Annotated in this window: 7 protein-coding genes and 1 pseudogene; 2 read left to right on the top strand and 6 right to left on the bottom strand. The window is 66.9% G+C overall.

From position 1 onward, the window contains the following. Window positions 1-216 (top strand): annotated as a pseudogene (locus FFS12_RS19230) (peroxiredoxin); the annotation flags it as partial. A gap of 109 nt (window positions 217-325) precedes the next feature. Here the strand turns inward: FFS12_RS19230 and FFS12_RS19235 are convergent. The 4 genes from FFS12_RS19235 to FFS12_RS19250 all read right to left on the bottom strand — a co-directional run bounded on the left by FFS12_RS19235 (window position 326) and on the right by FFS12_RS19250 (window position 6,646). After that, on the bottom strand, window positions 326-4,822 hold the full coding sequence (locus tag FFS12_RS19235) for a DEAD/DEAH box helicase (protein WP_137889260.1): 4,497 nt from the start codon (window positions 4,820-4,822) through the stop codon (window positions 326-328). A gap of 210 nt (window positions 4,823-5,032) precedes the next feature. Beyond that, window positions 5,033-5,467 (bottom strand): VOC family protein, encoded by a 435-nt coding sequence (locus FFS12_RS19240; RefSeq protein WP_137889262.1) that lies wholly within the window; start codon window positions 5,465-5,467, stop codon window positions 5,033-5,035. 32 nt (window positions 5,468-5,499) lie between these two features. Beyond that, window positions 5,500-5,826, bottom strand: a complete 327-nt coding sequence (locus tag FFS12_RS19245) for a VOC family protein (protein ID WP_256657521.1) — start codon at window positions 5,824-5,826, stop codon at window positions 5,500-5,502. Window positions 5,827-5,965: 139 nt separating this feature from the next. Next, window positions 5,966-6,646 (bottom strand): bifunctional 2-polyprenyl-6-hydroxyphenol methylase/3-demethylubiquinol 3-O-methyltransferase UbiG, encoded by a 681-nt coding sequence (locus tag FFS12_RS19250; protein WP_137889264.1) that lies wholly within the window; start codon window positions 6,644-6,646, stop codon window positions 5,966-5,968. A gap of 119 nt (window positions 6,647-6,765) precedes the next feature. On the opposite strand from FFS12_RS19250, the gene FFS12_RS19255 reads away from it, so the two are divergent. Beyond that, window positions 6,766-9,876, top strand: a complete 3,111-nt coding sequence (locus FFS12_RS19255) for a transglycosylase domain-containing protein (protein ID WP_137889266.1) — start codon at window positions 6,766-6,768, stop codon at window positions 9,874-9,876. Between the two features lie 181 nt (window positions 9,877-10,057). Here the strand turns inward: FFS12_RS19255 and putP are convergent, their stop codons facing one another. Together putP and putA are read right to left on the bottom strand one after the other, a co-directional pair. Beyond that, window positions 10,058-11,572 carry a sodium/proline symporter PutP gene (gene putP / locus FFS12_RS19260; protein ID WP_137889268.1) on the bottom strand — a complete coding sequence of 505 codons (1,515 nt, stop codon included), beginning with the start codon at window positions 11,570-11,572 and terminating at the stop codon, window positions 10,058-10,060. A 165-nt stretch (window positions 11,573-11,737) separates the two neighbouring features. Beyond that, window positions 11,738-14,917: a bifunctional proline dehydrogenase/L-glutamate gamma-semialdehyde dehydrogenase PutA gene (putA, locus tag FFS12_RS19265; RefSeq protein WP_137889270.1), complete on the bottom strand. Its 3,180-nt coding sequence runs from the start codon at window positions 14,915-14,917 to the stop codon at window positions 11,738-11,740. Between the last annotated feature and the right edge of the window lie 293 nt (window positions 14,918-15,210).

Raw genomic sequence — 15,210 nt, forward strand, 5'->3', positions numbered from 1 at the left:
CCGATGAGCGCCGGGCGCAACTTCGACGAAGTCCTGCGCCTGCTCGACTCGCTGCAACTGAACGCCAAGCACACGGTCGCCACCCCGGTGAACTGGAAACCGGGCGAGGACGTCATCATCCCCACTTCGGTGTCCGACGAGGAGGCCAGGAAGAAATATCCGCAGGGCTTCAAGACGCTGAAGCCCTACCTGCGCGTGGTGGCGCAACCGAAGTAACGAGCGGCCAGGTTGAAAACCAAGGGCTGAACGCAGAACAAAGGGGGACGGGGTCGAATGAATCCGTCCCTTTTTTATTCGCGGGGGTGAAGGGTGTCTGTCGCTGCGCTCAAGGCCGCAACCAAGCCCGGCGTGGCCCGTGGCCGATGGGCGCAGCCGCGCCCGGCGGGTGGATCAGCGCGGCCCGCCACTCGGCGGCGGTATAGGGGTCGGTTTCCACCAGCAGCCTGGTCTTGCCGGCAACCAGGGTCGCCACCGGCACGCCGTCGCGATAGAGCAGGCGGTTGCCCGCCAGCGCCGGCACCTTGCTGCCATTCAACAGCGTCCCCAGCAGGTTCAGCGGGTCACAGGCGGACAAACTGACCAGGCTGCCATCCGCCGGGCGCTTGCGCACTTCGCGCAGCAGGCCGACCGCTTCCGGCAGGGCGAACTGCTCGCCGGACACTCCGGCAACGAAGCGCCCGCCGCGTATCTCTCCGCGTGCCTCCAGGCGGTGATAGACCCGCAGCAGCTCGCGCCAGGACGGCAGCCAGTCGGCCTCGCGCTCCAGCAGGCGCCAGCAGACCACGCCATAGCGGCGCAGCAGGGTGCGTGCCACATGCTCCAGCGCCTGCGCCCCCATCCTGCCCTGCGCCGCCTGTTCCTCTGCGCGCGTACGCAGCAGGGCCCAGCGCCCGGCGTCCTGCATATTGGCCAGGGCCAGGCGCGCGCGGCGGTCGTGGCGGCTGCGCCGGGCCGCCGGCGGCAACAACGAGCGCAGGCCGCCGAAACTGTCGGCGTTGGCCAGGCCGAGCGCCACCAGTTCGCCCAGGCAGTCTTCCAGTTCACTGCGCAGCAGGTGCGCCTCGTCCACCAGCTCATCGAAGAACAGCGCGCCCTGGCTGGCTAGTACCTGACGCACGCGCTCGGCACGGGCGGACAGTTCGGGCGCCGGCGCATCCGCCAGGCAGGCGCGCCACAGGCCCAGACTCTTGCGCGGCAACAGGACGATCGGCGTGCTGCGCAGAGGCCCGCCGGCGGCGCGGCTACGCCCGGCCAGGCGGCACCAGACCAGGCGCCCGGAACGGCACAGGTCGTCCAGCCAGTTGATGCCGTAGTCGGCTACCCGGCTCGGCAGGATTTCGCTCTCCCAGGCGCCGGCCGCCGCCTGGAAGCCCTCCAACTGGCCGAGCACCCCGGCCAGGGCCTCGGCGCCGCGCACCCGGCTGGCCAGCGCGACACGCTGCCAGTCGAACAGGAAGCGCATGAAATCGGCGCGTTCCACCGGCTCGATCTCGCGGCGCAGGCGCTTCACCGTGTAGCGGTGAATGCGCGCCAGCAGATGCCGCTCGCACCACTCTTGCTCGCCGCTGCCGGGGCTGAAGCGCCCGCGCAGCACATAACCCTCACGCTCCAGACTGGCCAGGGCAAAGGCCACCGCCGCCGGTTCCAGGCCCAGGTCGGCGGCGATCCGCGCCAGCGGCAAGGGGCCGAAGCCGCTCAGGCGTGCGCGCACCACCTCCACCAGCGCCGCTTCCGCCGCCCAAGGCTGATCGAAACCGGCCGGCGCACTGATCGCCGGCTTCGCTATGCCCTGGGGATAAAGCGCCTGCAGCTGGCACAGGCGCTCGGCCGGCAGCCACAGGGCCGGCCCGCCCTCCAGCTGCAGACAGCTCGCCCGTCGCGCCCGGGCCAGCTGCGCCAACCAGTCCGGCCAGCCGGCATTGGCCCGGGCCTCGGCCGCGCTGATGCAGGCCAGGGCCAGCAGCGCCTCGTGCATCTCGTCGGCATCGCGCACCTCGGGCCAGGCCTCCTGGCGCACCGCGGCGATGGCCTCGGCATCCAGCGCGCCGAGGTCGTCGGCCGACTCCGGGTCGGACCAGCGCCGGCGCTGCACCGCCTGGGTCCGCCGCTCCTCCAGCGGCGCATCGTCGAGGAAGGCATAGGGCCGGGCACCGAGGATCTCCGCCGCGAGCGCCGAGGGCGCCGGCAGGTCGCGGGCGATCAGCTCCACCTCGCCGGCCTCCATGCGCCGCAGCAGGGCCAGCCAGGCCTCGCTGTCCATGGCCTGGTGCAGGCAGTCGTCGAGGGTCTGCGCCACCAGCGGGTGATCGGGAATCTCGCGCTCGCCGACGATGTTCTCCTGGCAGGCCACCTGCTCGGGGAAGACCGCCGCCAGCAGGTCCTCGCTGCGCATGCGCTGCAGCTGCGGCGCCACCTTGCGGCCGCCGATGAAGCGTGGCAGGGCTAGGGCGATGGTGGCGCTCCAGCGCCAGCGCACGCCGAACAGCGGCGCATCCAGCACGGCCTGCACCAGCACCCGCTCGGCGCTATTGGAGTGCAGGTAGTGCCACACCTCGTCCAGCGGGAAGCTGTGGCTGGTGGACAGCGAAAGGATCAGCGCGTCCTCGGTGGCGGCGGCCTGCAGTTCGACGTTGAAGTTGCGGCAGAAGCGCTTGCGCAGGGCCAGGCCCCAGGCGCGGTTGAGCCGGCTGCCGAAGGGCGAATGGATGATCAGCTGCATGCCGCCGGATTCGTCGAAGAAGCGCTCCATCACCAACCGCTGCTGGGTCGGCAGGGCGCCCAGGGCAGCGCGCGCCCGCGCCAGGTATTCGACTATCTGCCGCGCCGCCGCCTCGCTGAGGCCGATCTGCTGCATCAGCCAGGCAGTGGCAGCCTCTATAGCGGCGGCGTTATCCGCGCTCGGTTCGCCAGCGGCGTCCAGGGCCGTTAGCAGTTGCTCGACCTGCTCGCGCAGCCGCGCCACCGCGGCCGACAGCTCGTCGCTGCGCCCCGGCGCCTCGCCCAGCCAGAAGGGGATGCTCGGCGGCAGGCCCTGGGCATCCTCGACGCGCACCCGCCCCGGCTCTACCCGCAGGATGCGGTAGGACTGGTTGCCCAGCTGGAACACATCGCCGGCCATGCTCTCGATGGCGAAGTCCTCGTTGAGGGTGCCGACCTGCAGGCCTTGCGGCTCCAGCAGCACGCTGTAGTCGCCGCTGTCGGGGATGGTGCCGCCGGAAGTGATGGCGGTCAGGCGGGCGGCACGACGGCCGCGCAGGCGCCGGTTCACCGCGTCGCGATGCAGGTAGGCGCCGCGCACCCCGTGGCGGCCGCTGTAGCCCTCGGCGAGCATCCTCAGCAGGGCGTCGAAGGTCGCACGCGGCAGCCCGACATAGGGCGCGGCGCGGGTCAGCAGTTGGTAGAGGCCATCCTCGCTCCACTCGCGGCAGGCCACCTCGGCGACTATCTGCTGGGCCAGCACATCCAGCGGCGCCTTGGGGATGACCAGGGCATCCAGCTCGTCGCGGCGCACGCAGTCGAGCAGCGCCGCGCACTCGATCAGGTCGTCCCGCGACTGCGGGAACAGCCGGCCCTTGGGCGTGCCGCCGACGCTGTGGCCGGAACGCCCGACCCGCTGCAGCAAGGCGGCGATGCTGCGTGGCGAGCCGAGCTGGCAGACCAGCTCGACCTCGCCGATATCGATGCCCAGCTCCAGCGACGCGGTGGCCACCAGCACCCGCAGCTCGCCGCGCTTGAGGCGCTGCTCGGCGTCCAGGCGCAGCTCCCGGGCCATGCTGCCGTGATGGGCGGCGACCGCGGCATCGCCCAGCCGCTCGGAGAGGTGGCGGCAGGCGCGTTCGGCCAGCCGCCGGGTATTGACGAACACCAGGGTGGTGCGGTGCTGCGCCACCAGCTCGGCCAGGCGGTCGTAGACCTTCTCCCAGACCTCGTTGCTCATCACCGCCGCCAGCGGCACTGGCGGCACCTCGATGGCCAGGTCGCGCTGCCGGCTGTAGCCGACATCCACTATTGCGCAGTCGGCCTGGGCAAACATGCCCCTCTCGCCATGAGGGAGAGGGGCAGCACTCGCAAGAGCCTCGGCCCCCAGCCCCTCCTCCGCCACCGGCAACGGCCCCTGGCTGCCGAGCAGAAAGCGCGCCACCGCCGCGATGGGCTTCTGCGTGGCGGACAGGCCGATGCGCTGCAACGGCCGCCCACACAGCGCCTCCAACCGCTCGACGCTGAGCAGCAGATGGCTACCGCGCTTGCTGCCGGCGATGGCGTGAATCTCGTCGACGATCAGGCTGCGACAGCCGGCCAGCATCGCCCGGCCGGACTCGGAGCCGAGCAGCACATAGAGGGATTCCGGGGTGGTCACCAGGATATGCGGCGGGCGCTTGCGCATCGCCCCGCGCTCGCCCGGCGTGCTGTCGCCGGTGCGCACCGCCGTGCGGATCTGCACATCGACCAGCCCTTGGCGCTGCAACTCGGCGCGGATGCCGGCCAGCGGCTCCTCCAGGTTGATGCGGATATCGTTGGACAACGCCTTCAGCGGCGACACGTAGACCACGGCGCAGCTGTCCGGCAGGCAGCCGCCCTGCGCCAGCCCTTCGCGCACCAGTTCATCGATGGCGGCAAGGAAGGCCGTCAGCGTCTTACCCGACCCGGTGGGCGCGGCCACCAGGGTGGAGCGGCCGGCGCGAATCGCCGGCCAGGCACCCGCCTGCGCTGCCGTAGGCCGCGCAAAGGTCGCGCGGAACCAGGCGGCCACAGCGGGGTGGAAACCCTCCAGCGCCGCGGCGTTGGAGGACGACAAAGCAGGGGTGAGGGTCATGGGATCCATGATGCGAGCCTAGGGCTGCGGCCTCAAGGGCCGCCGATCGTGGCTAGGGTGGGTGGGAGGTTTCTGAGCTGGGCGGCTGACACACTGATTGCCGGCTTTCGCCCATTCCGGACGGTCACAGTCGTCTGCGGAACCAGGGGCGATTCATCCCGGAGGGGGAAGGGCTGTTCCGCTGCCGGCCCATCTCCCCGGCGAGAGGGCCAAAGCCGCTTATGACTCGTCCCAAGGGTCGTAAGTCCCAAAACTCCACACATGCCCTTCCAGATCGCGGCAGGTAAAACCGCGGCCACCGTAGTCCTCGTCTTTGAGTTCGATGACGACTTGCGCTCCGGCGGCTTGCGCCCGGGCATAGAGAGCGTCGGCATCGGCGACCACCATATAGAGGCTCTGGGTAGTGCCGCCGACCTGATCCGGCTGGCGCATCAGCCGGCCGTAAGCCGACGCCGACTCGTCGGCCGAACCGAGCATCAACATGCCATTACCGCAACTCAACTGCGCATGGGCGATGCCGCCGCGCTCATCGGGCACCAGCAGATGCTCCTCGAAACCAAAGGTGCGGCAGAGCCAGGCGATGGCGGCAGGCGCATCGCGGTAGCGCAGGCAGGGAATCAGGTTGGCGCGGGTGGATTTGGCAAAAACTGACATAGCGACCTCCTTGTAGATTATCGAGCCCAGGCTCAGGACACTTCAGCGTAGCCGCGCCCCTGCCATTGCAGCAGGCAAAAGCCATGACCGAAGGGATCGGCGAAGGTCGCGATGCGTCCCCATGCTTCGCTGCGGATGGCGCCCTCGCTGCGCGCCCCGGCGGCCAGCGCCCGATCACAGGCGGCTTGCAGATCCTCGACGACGAAGTCCAGGTGCAGCGGGGTCCAGTGCCGGCGGTAATCGCGCTCGGCCCCCACACAGGCCGTGCTGCCGCCGGGGTTGTGCAGTAGATAGAGCGGCGCCGGCCCGCCCAGCAGCTCGGCCACGTCACCGTCGAACAAACGGCGGCTCAGGTGCAAGCCCAGGGCTTGGGTATACTTGGGTATAGAAGCCGATCGCCGCCTCCAGATCCGGCACGTCGATATTCACGAGAAATTGCATAGCCGCACCCCGCAAGTCTCGCCGTCACAGGCTAGGAGCCCAGCATCTGCGGGCGCTTCAGCGCTGCTCGGAAGTCAGCAGCAGCAACAATGAAACCGGCTGCTCGCTCTCCGGGTGCAGTGGCTCTTGCAACCACTGCAGGCGCCAGCCGGTTTCCGCCAGCAGCGTCAGCCAGGATTCCAGCGTGCGGAAGAACCAGGGCATAGGTGCATGGAAGCCTGCACCGAAGCCGGCGAAGGTCTCGACCCGCCAGCCATCCTGGTAAATCCCCTCGCCACGGGCACTCCAGGGGTGGAGGGTCTGAATCAGCAAGGACCCGCCCGGCGCCAGCAACCCGTGCAGGGAGCGCAAGACTGGCGCCAGCGGCTCTTCGAGCAAGGCGAAATTACACACCAGCACCTCGAACCGCCCGAGCAGCGCCGCCTGCGCCTCGAGCTCGGCATAACCGCAGACCCGGTACTGCCCCGAGCACAGCGCACGGGCGACCTCGATCAGCGGCGCCGAGGCATCCACCCCGACCGCCTCGATGCCATGCGCCATCAGCCCGCGGCACAACCAGCCTTCGCCGCAGCCGATATCCAGCACCCGCCTCGGTTCACAGGCCAGTATCGCCCGCAGGATCGCCGCATCCGTCACCAGCCGCCGGCTTTCAATGCGTTGTTCGCGCACTGCCGCCGTCCAGGCATCGGCATTGGCCTGCCAACTGAAGTTGAGTTGTTCACGATGATCGCGCTGCATAGGGCCCTCCTGGCCTCTAAATCCATTGCAATTAAAACGTTAGCTGGATTCTAGACGCGCTGACAGCGTCTAAGCTCTAAGCAAATGCGAACAACACGCGCAGCCAAGGCCAAGTAGATATGGGTGCACTATGGCAATCCGACGCAGAGCAGGTTGAGCTCCCCGTGCACAGCCTCCCGGAAGTGTTGTTGCCTGCGGCGCCCCCCCCTTCGAAACCTCGCACAAGATCCCACCGGTTGCTCTGGTTACTGTTGTTACTGCTGCTGTTCGCGCTGGCTGTGCTGCTGAATGAGGAAATGAAAACGGCCAAATACCAGGCCCGCGAATTCAGCCGCTACGCCGCCACCCTCGGCTATGAGGTACGACCCGGCCCCAGCGACGCCATCCACTTCCCCCAAGATGGGCCGTTCGACAAACGCTTCGGCTACGCCTTCATGCCGCAGATGCTGGAGCGCCTGCAACAACGCGACTACCTGATCCTGCAGCAAGCGCGCTTCTCCCCGACCCTGCTCGACTACGGCAAACGCGGCTTCTTCGTACCCTACCCGCAGAAGCTGCAAACCGGCCTGGACATCGCCGACTGCCGGGGGCTGCCGCTCTACAGCTTCCGCTACCCACAGCAGTTCTACCCGAGCTTCGTCAGCATCCCGCCCCTGGTGGTGCGCAGCCTGCTGTTTATCGAGAACCGCGACCTGCTGACGACCGAGCAACCGCTGGCCAACCCGGCGGTGGACTGGCCGCGTTTCACCCTGGCGGCGCTCTCGCAACTGGGCAAGAAACTCGATATGCAGGAACAATCCGCCGGCGGCAGCACCCTGGCCACACAGCTGGAGAAGTACCAGCACTCGCCGGATGGGATGACCGTTTCCGCCAAGGAAAAACTCCGGCAGATGATCTCCGCCAGCGTCCGCGCCTACCAAGGTGGGCCGCAGACCCTCCACGCCCGCGAAACCATAGTGCGCGACTACCTCAACAGTGTGCCGCTCTCCGCCGCGCCAGGGCATGGTGAAATCCACGGGCTGGCCGATGGCCTGCGGGTCTGGTACGGCGCCGACTTCCAGGCGGTGAACCGCCTGCTCGACCCGGCGCAGTCCCCCGAGGCCAGCACGGCGCAGCGCGGCCTGGCCTTGCGGCAGGTGCTCTCGCTGATGATCGCCCAGCGGCGCCCCTCCTATTACCTGGCGCAGGGTCGCAAGGAACTGGCCGCCTTGACCGATAGCCACATCCGCCTGCTGGCCCAAGGCGGGGTAATCGACACCGCGCTGCGCGAGGCCGCCCTGGCCAGCCAGGCCCAGTTCCGCGATTTGGTCCTGCAGCCCACGCTACAACCCGTTGAGAGCAACAAAGGCATCAGCGTCGCCCGCAGCCGGCTTGCCGGCATGCTGAGTAAGCCGCTGTACGACCTCGACCGGCTGGACCTGGCCGCCAGCACCACGCTGAACGGCGAGTTGCAGCAAGCCGTCAGCGCCTACCTGCGGCAACTCGCCGAGCCGGCCTTCGCCGAGCAGATCGGCCTGTTCGGCGAACGCCTGCTGTCGGCGGAAAAAACCCAGGACGTGCGCTACAGCTTCACCCTCTTCGAGCTCACCGCCGATGGCTCGCGGGTGCGGGTGCAGACCGACAGCACCGACCAACCCTTCGACATCAACGAAGGCAGCAAGCTGGAGCTCGGCTCCACCGCCAAGCTGCGCGTGCTCACCACCTACCTGGAAATCATCACCGAGCTGCACCAGCGCTTCGCCGGGCAAACGCCGGCCGAGCTGCGCAAAGTCGAAGTCCCCGAGCAGGATCGCCTGAGCCGCTGGGCCGTCGACTATCTGGCCAGCAGCAGCGACCGGAGCCTACCGGCTATGCTCGGTGCCGCGCTGGAGCGCAAGTATTCGGCCAGCCCCGGCGAGAGCTTCTTCACCGGCGGCGGCCTGCATACCTTCAGCAACTTCCGCCGCGAGGACAACGGCCGCAACCCGACGCTGCGCGAGGCGTTGCGCGAGTCGATCAACCTGCCGTTTATCCGCCTGATGCGCGACCTGGTGCGCTACAGCACCTACCAGGCCCCGAACAACAGCGCCGAACTGCTGAAGGACGACCGCGACCCGCGCCGCCAGCTCTACCTCAGCCGCTTCGCCGACCGCGAGGGCACGGTGTTCCTGCTGCGCTTCTGGCGCAAATACCAGGGCAAAAACGCGGCGGAACGCCTCGACACCTTCCTCGATGGCCTGCGCCCGACCGCCTCGCGCCTGGCAGCGGTGCACCGCTACCTGATGCCGGAGGTCGATGAGGCGACCTTCGGCACCTTTATCAACGCCCACCTGCCGCAGGAGAAAGTCGGCGAAAAACGCATCCACGAGCTGTATGGCAAATACGGCCCCGGCGCCTACAGCCTGCCGGACCAGGGCTATATCGCCCGCGTGCACCCGCTGGAGCTGTGGCTGCTCGGCTACCTGCTGCAACACCCGCAGGCCAGCTTCAAGGACGCCGTGACCGCCAGCGATTACGAGCGCCAGGAGGTTTACGGCTGGCTGTTCAAGAGCCGCCACAAGGGCGCCCGTGACAGCCGCATCCGCATCATGCTGGAGGTCGAGGCCTTCCTCGATATCCATCGGCGCTGGCAGCGGGTCGGCTATCCCTTCGACCACCTGGTGCCGTCGCTGGCTACCGCGATCGGCAGCTCCGGCGACCGCCCGGCGGCGTTGGCCGAACTGATGGGCATCATCCTCAATGACGGCGTGCGCCAGCCGACCATTCGCATCGACAGCCTGCACTTCGCCGCCGACACCCCCTACGAAACCCGCCTCGGCCTCGATCCGGATCGCGGCCGCCGGGTACTCCCGACGGAAGTCGCCGCAGCCCTGCGTGAAGTGCTCTCGCAAGTGGTCGACAGCGGTACCGCCCGGCGCCTGCAAGGCAGTTTCAGCCTGGCCGACGGCACCCCGCTGATCCTCGGCGGCAAGACCGGCACCGGCGACAACCGGATCGAAAGCGTCGGCTCCGGTGGGCGCATCCTCAGTTCCCGCGCCATCAACCGCACCGCCACGTTCGTCTTCTACCTCGGTAGCCAGCACTTCGGCACCCTCACCGCCTACGTTCCCGGCCGTGCGGCGGAAGGCTTCCGCTTTACCTCGGCGTTACCGGTGCAGGTATTGAAGGGCATGGCGCCGATTCTCCAGCCGTACCTCGCACCCAACGGCAACACCCGCTGCCAGGTACCCCTGCAAGTCGGTGGGAAATAACCACCCTACACGGCTAGGCAGTCAGCAACTTCCAGGCAAAAAAAACCGGCCCAACACAGCGAGCTGTGGGCCGGCGAAGCACTATCGGTCGCACGCAAGATGCCTGAGCCGCATGGCGTGAAAACGCCCCAGCTTTAGGCTGAACGGCAGCTGAACGACCCGCCAGCTGCCGTGGGATGGCTTAACGGACGAGGACTGCCTGACCGTCGCTGTGGGCGTCCTGGTACTCCTGCTCGGCCTCGGCGAAACGCTTCAGCATGGCGGCCGAAGGCGCCTTGCCCAGCAGGCTGAACACCAGGATACCGACGGAGGCGAAGATGAAGCCCGGAATGATTTCGTACAGACCGAGCCAGCCGAACTGCTTCCAGACGATCACGGTGAGGGCGCCGATCAGCATGCCGGCCAGAGCGCCGTTGCGGGTCATGTTCTTCCACACCAGAGAGATCAACACCACCGGACCGAAGGCGGCACCGAAGCCCGCCCAGGCGTAGGAGACCAGGCCGAGTACGCGGTTTTCCGGGTTGGCGGCCAGCCAGATGGCGATCAGCGCCACCAGCAGCACCATACCGCGGCCGACCCAGACCAGCTCGGTCTGGCTGGCGCCTTTGCGCAGGAAGGACTTGTAGAAGTCTTCGGTCAGGGCGCTGGAGCAGACCAGCAACTGGCAGCTCAGGGTGCTCATCACCGCCGCCAGGATGGCCGACAGCAACACACCGGCAACCCAGGGGTTGAACAGGATCTTCGCCAGTTCGATGAATACCCGCTCCGGGTTCTCGGTCACGGCGCCACCAACTTCCGGGTGCGCGGCGAAGTAAGCGATGCCGAAGAAGCCCACGGCGACGGCGCCACCCAGGCAGAGGATCATCCAGGTCATGGAGATGCGGCGGGCGGCCGGGATCGACTTGACCGAATCCGCCGCCATGAAACGGGCGAGGATGTGCGGTTGGCCGAAATAGCCCAGACCCCAGCCCATCAACGAGATTACGCCGATGAAGCTGGCGCCCTTGAGCATGTCGAAGCTGGTGGAATCCTTCAGCTCGATGGCAGCGAAGGTCGGATCGACACCGCCGGTCGCCAGCATCACCACGATGGGGGTGAGGATCAGCGCGAAGATCATCAGCGACGCCTGCACTGTGTCAGTCCAGCTGACCGCCAGGAAGCCACCGACGAAGGTGTAGGCGATGGTTGCCGCGGCACCGGCCCACAGCGCCGTCTGGTAAGACATGCCGAAGGTGCTTTCGAACAGGCGCGCACCCGCCACGACGCCGGAGGCGCAGTAGATGGTGAAGAACACCAGGATCACCACGGCGGAGAAGATCCGCAGCACGCGGCTGTTATCTTCGAAGCGGTTGGTGAAGTAGTCCGGCAGGGTCAGGGCGTTGCCGTTGTGCTCGGTCTGCACGCGCAGACGGCCGGCGACGAACAGCCAGTTCAGGTAGGCACCGACGATCAGGCCGATGGCGATCCAGCTCTCGGACAGGCCGGACAGGTAGACGGCGCCCGGCAGACCCATCAACAGCCAGCCGCTCATATCGGAGGCGCCAGCCGACAGCGCAGTGACGAAGCTGCCGAGACTACGGCCGCCGAGAATGTAATCGGACAGGTTCTTGGTACGCAGATAGGCAAATAAGCCGATCAGTACCATGGCTGCGATATACACCACGAAGGTGATCAGCATTGGAGTGTTGGCAGTCATTAAGGGGTTTCCCTCTCGTTTGTTGTTATATAAGTCGCGGGGTTGTCCGCGTCCTTGATTGGCTAACGGCGTCGCTTGTGGCGAACGCCCTGGTGCGGGGGGTTAACCCCTTGCTCATACAAAACCGGGCGGATGCCTGATCGGCACCCGCCCATTTTTCGGTTATTACGCGTCGGCGAGTGACAGCAGCGAGGCGTTACCCCCCACCGCGGTGGTGTTCACCGAGGTGCTGCGCTCGTTGGCGAAGCGCAGCAGGTAGCTTGGGCCGCCAGCCTTAGGGCCGGTGCCGGACAGGCCGCAACCGCCGAAGGGTTGCACACCGACCACGGCGCCGATCTGGTTGCGATTGACGTAGAGGTTGCCGACCCGCGCCAGCGCTTCGATGCGCCGTGCGGTTTCCTCATTGCGGCTGTGTACGCCGAGGGTCAGGCCATAGCCGGTGGCGTTGATCGCGCCGACCACCTGGTCCAGCTCCGCCGCCTCAAAGCGCACGATGTGCAGGATCGGGCCGAAGTGCTCTTTCTTCAGTTCGCCGATGCCGCCGATTTCGAACGCCACCGGGGCGATGAAGTGGCCATCCAGCCCGGCGGGCAGAATCGTTTCGGCAATCAGCTTGCCCTCGCCTTTCAACTGGGCGATATGCGCTTGCAGGCCAGCCATGGCTTCTTTGTCGATCACCGGGCCGACGTCGCTGGCGAGCAGGTCCGGCGCACCGACGTTCAGCTCGGCCATGGCGCCTTTGAGCAACTCGATCACCCGCTCGGCGATATCCGCCTGCACATAGAGCACGCGCAGGGCCGAGCAACGCTGGCCGGCACTGGTGAAGGCGGAATGCACGGCATCGTTGACCACCTGCTCAGGCAGCGCGGTGGAGTCGACGATCATCGCGTTCTGGCCACCGGTTTCGGCGATCAAGGCGGCGATCGGGCCATCTTTCTCGGCCAACTGGCGGTTGATGATCCGGGCGGTGTCGGTCGAACCGGTGAAGCACACGCCCGCCACACGGGCGTCGTGGCAGAACACGTCGCCGAGCGTGGCGCCGTCGCCTGGCAGGAAGGCAATCACGTCGGTCGGCAGACCGGCGTCGAACAACAGTTCCAGCGTGCGCGCAGCGATCAGGCTGGTCTGCTCGGCCGGCTTGGCCAATACGCAGTTACCGGCCACCAGTGCGGCGCTGATCTGGCCGAGGTAGATCGCCAACGGGAAGTTCCACGGGCTGACGCACACGAAGATGCCGCGGCCTTCATGGAACAGCTCGTTGCGCTCACCGGTCGGGCCCTGCAGCTCTTCACGGCCCAGACGCAGGCGCGCCTGCTGGGCGTAATAGCGGCAGAAATCCGCGGCTTCGCGGACTTCGTCGATGCCGTCCTGCAGGGTCTTGCCGGCTTCCAGGGTGCACAGCGCCATCAGCTCACCGCGGTTCGCCTCGAGCAGGTCCGCGACGCGCTCGAAAATCGCCGCACGCTGCTCCACCGGAGTCGCATTCCAGCGCGGCCAGGCCGCCGCCAGGGCATCCAACGCCTGGTGGGCTTGGGCGGCGCTGGCGAACTGGGCGGTACCGACCAACCGGCTCAGTTCGTAAGGGCAGCGCACTTCTTGGGCGGTGCCGGGCAGTTTCTGCCCGTTGATCACCGGTGCGGCTTGCCATTGACGCTTGAGGTGCGGCTGATAGGCGAGCTCAAGCTCATTCCAGGACTGCTGAATGTTCATGTTGATGCCTTGGGAGTTTTTCCGCGCCGGACCGAACAGGGCCGGCGGGAGGGGGATTTTGTCATTGGCGAGGCTGTTGAACCTGCGCAATTGGGTGACCGGATGATCGATCAGGGACTCGACCGGAATGCTCGGATCGACCAGTTGGTGGACGAACGACGAGTTGGCGCCGTTTTCCAGCAGACGCCGCACCAGGTACGGCAGCAGGTCTTTGTGTGCGCCGACCGGCGCATAAATCCGCACGTGCTTGCGGTGTTTCTCGAGAATCGTGTCGTACAGCGCATCGCCCATGCCGTGCAGGCGCTGGAACTCGAACTCGCGCGACTCCCTGGCGGCAGCGGCCATGGCCAGGATGCAGCTCACGGTATGGGCGTTGTGGCTGGCGAATTGCGGGTAGATCACCCCACGGGTGAATTCCGAGAGCAGGAAGCGCGCGCAGGCCAGGTAGGAGGTGTCGGTGCCTTCCTTGCGAGTGAACACCGGGTAGCCATCCAGGCCCCACTGCTGCGACTGCTTGATCTCGCTGTCCCAGTAGGCGCCCTTGACCAGGCGCAGCGGCATCTTGGCGCCGAGTTCCTTGCCCAGCAGCGTCAGCCACACCAGCACCGGCAGACAGCGCTTGGAGTAGGCCTGCACCACCAGACCGAACTCGCCCCAGCCGGCGATGGCCGGGTCGCGCAGCAGCTTCTCGAACAACTCCAGCGACAGCTCCAGGCGGTCGGCTTCTTCGGCGTCGACGGCGATGCCGACGTTCAGCTGGCGCGCCCGGATCGCCAGCTCGCGGACGTTGGCGAACAGCTCGCTGAGCACCCGCTCGCGCTGCGCCACTTCATAGCGCGGGTGCAGGGCGGAGAGCTTGATCGAGATCGACGGTTTCGGCCCTGGGCCGACCTGCGGCTCGGCACCGACGGTGTCGATGGCCTTGCGGTAGTCGGCCATGTACTTCTCGGCGTCTGCAGCGGTCAGCGCCGCTTCGCCGAGCATGTCGAAGGAATAGGTGTAGCCCTGTTCGCGGCACGGGCGGCCGTTCTTCAGCGCTTCGCCGATGGTGCGGCCGAGGACGAACTGCTTGCCCATCAGCTTCATCGCCTGGTTCATCGCCGCGCGAATCACCGGCTCGCCGGAGCGTTGCACCAGCTTGCTCAGCACGCCGCCGGGCTTGCCGCTGCTGGCGCCATCCAGGTTGACCACCTTGCCGGTCATCACCAGGCCCCAGGCCGCGAAGTTGACCAACACGTTGTCACTCTTGCCGAGGTGGCGATCCCACTCGGCGGCGTTCAGCTTGTCGCGGATCAACGCGTCGGCGGTGGCGGCATCGGGTACACGCAGCAGAGCCTCGGCCAGGCACATGAGCATCAGCCCTTCCTGGGTGTCGAGGCTGTACTGGCGCAGCAGTGCGTCGAGGGTATCGACGGCGTTATCCCGGCTACGAACGTCTTCGATCAACGTCCGGGCGCCGCTGCGGATAGCCGCGATACCCGCTTCACCAGGATCGGCGAGCTCGAGGAGCTCGGTAAGATAGGCTGCCTCGTCAACGCTGTAATTGGCGCTGATGACAGGAAAAAAATCGGCGGCCTTTTGGGAGGAGATCCGGGTAAGGAACTCGCCCTGCAAGACGTGACTGGCTTTGAACATCACGCCCATCCTCTTGTGGAGACTGTTGTTATGGAAACTGTCGTTATGGGAACTGTTGCCATGGAAGCCACTGTTATGGCGACCACTGCTATGGGTCTAGCTCAGTGCTGCTGCTCAGGCCAAATAACACTTCGGCCTAAACCCACTTGACTGTGCAAGTGGATGGCGGAATTTAGAGGCACAGGCATGACAGGTTCTTGCAAGAACCTCTGGAGTTTTTGCACAAAGCTCTATTCGAGGGAACTTCCGCCCAGCGGCGCTGGCATATAGCGCCCTGCATGCCCGGCGCCGCG

Origin of the sequence: Pseudomonas sp. 2FE (assembly GCF_005503735.1) — a bacterium.
Lineage (GTDB): Bacteria > Pseudomonadota > Gammaproteobacteria > Pseudomonadales > Pseudomonadaceae > Aquipseudomonas.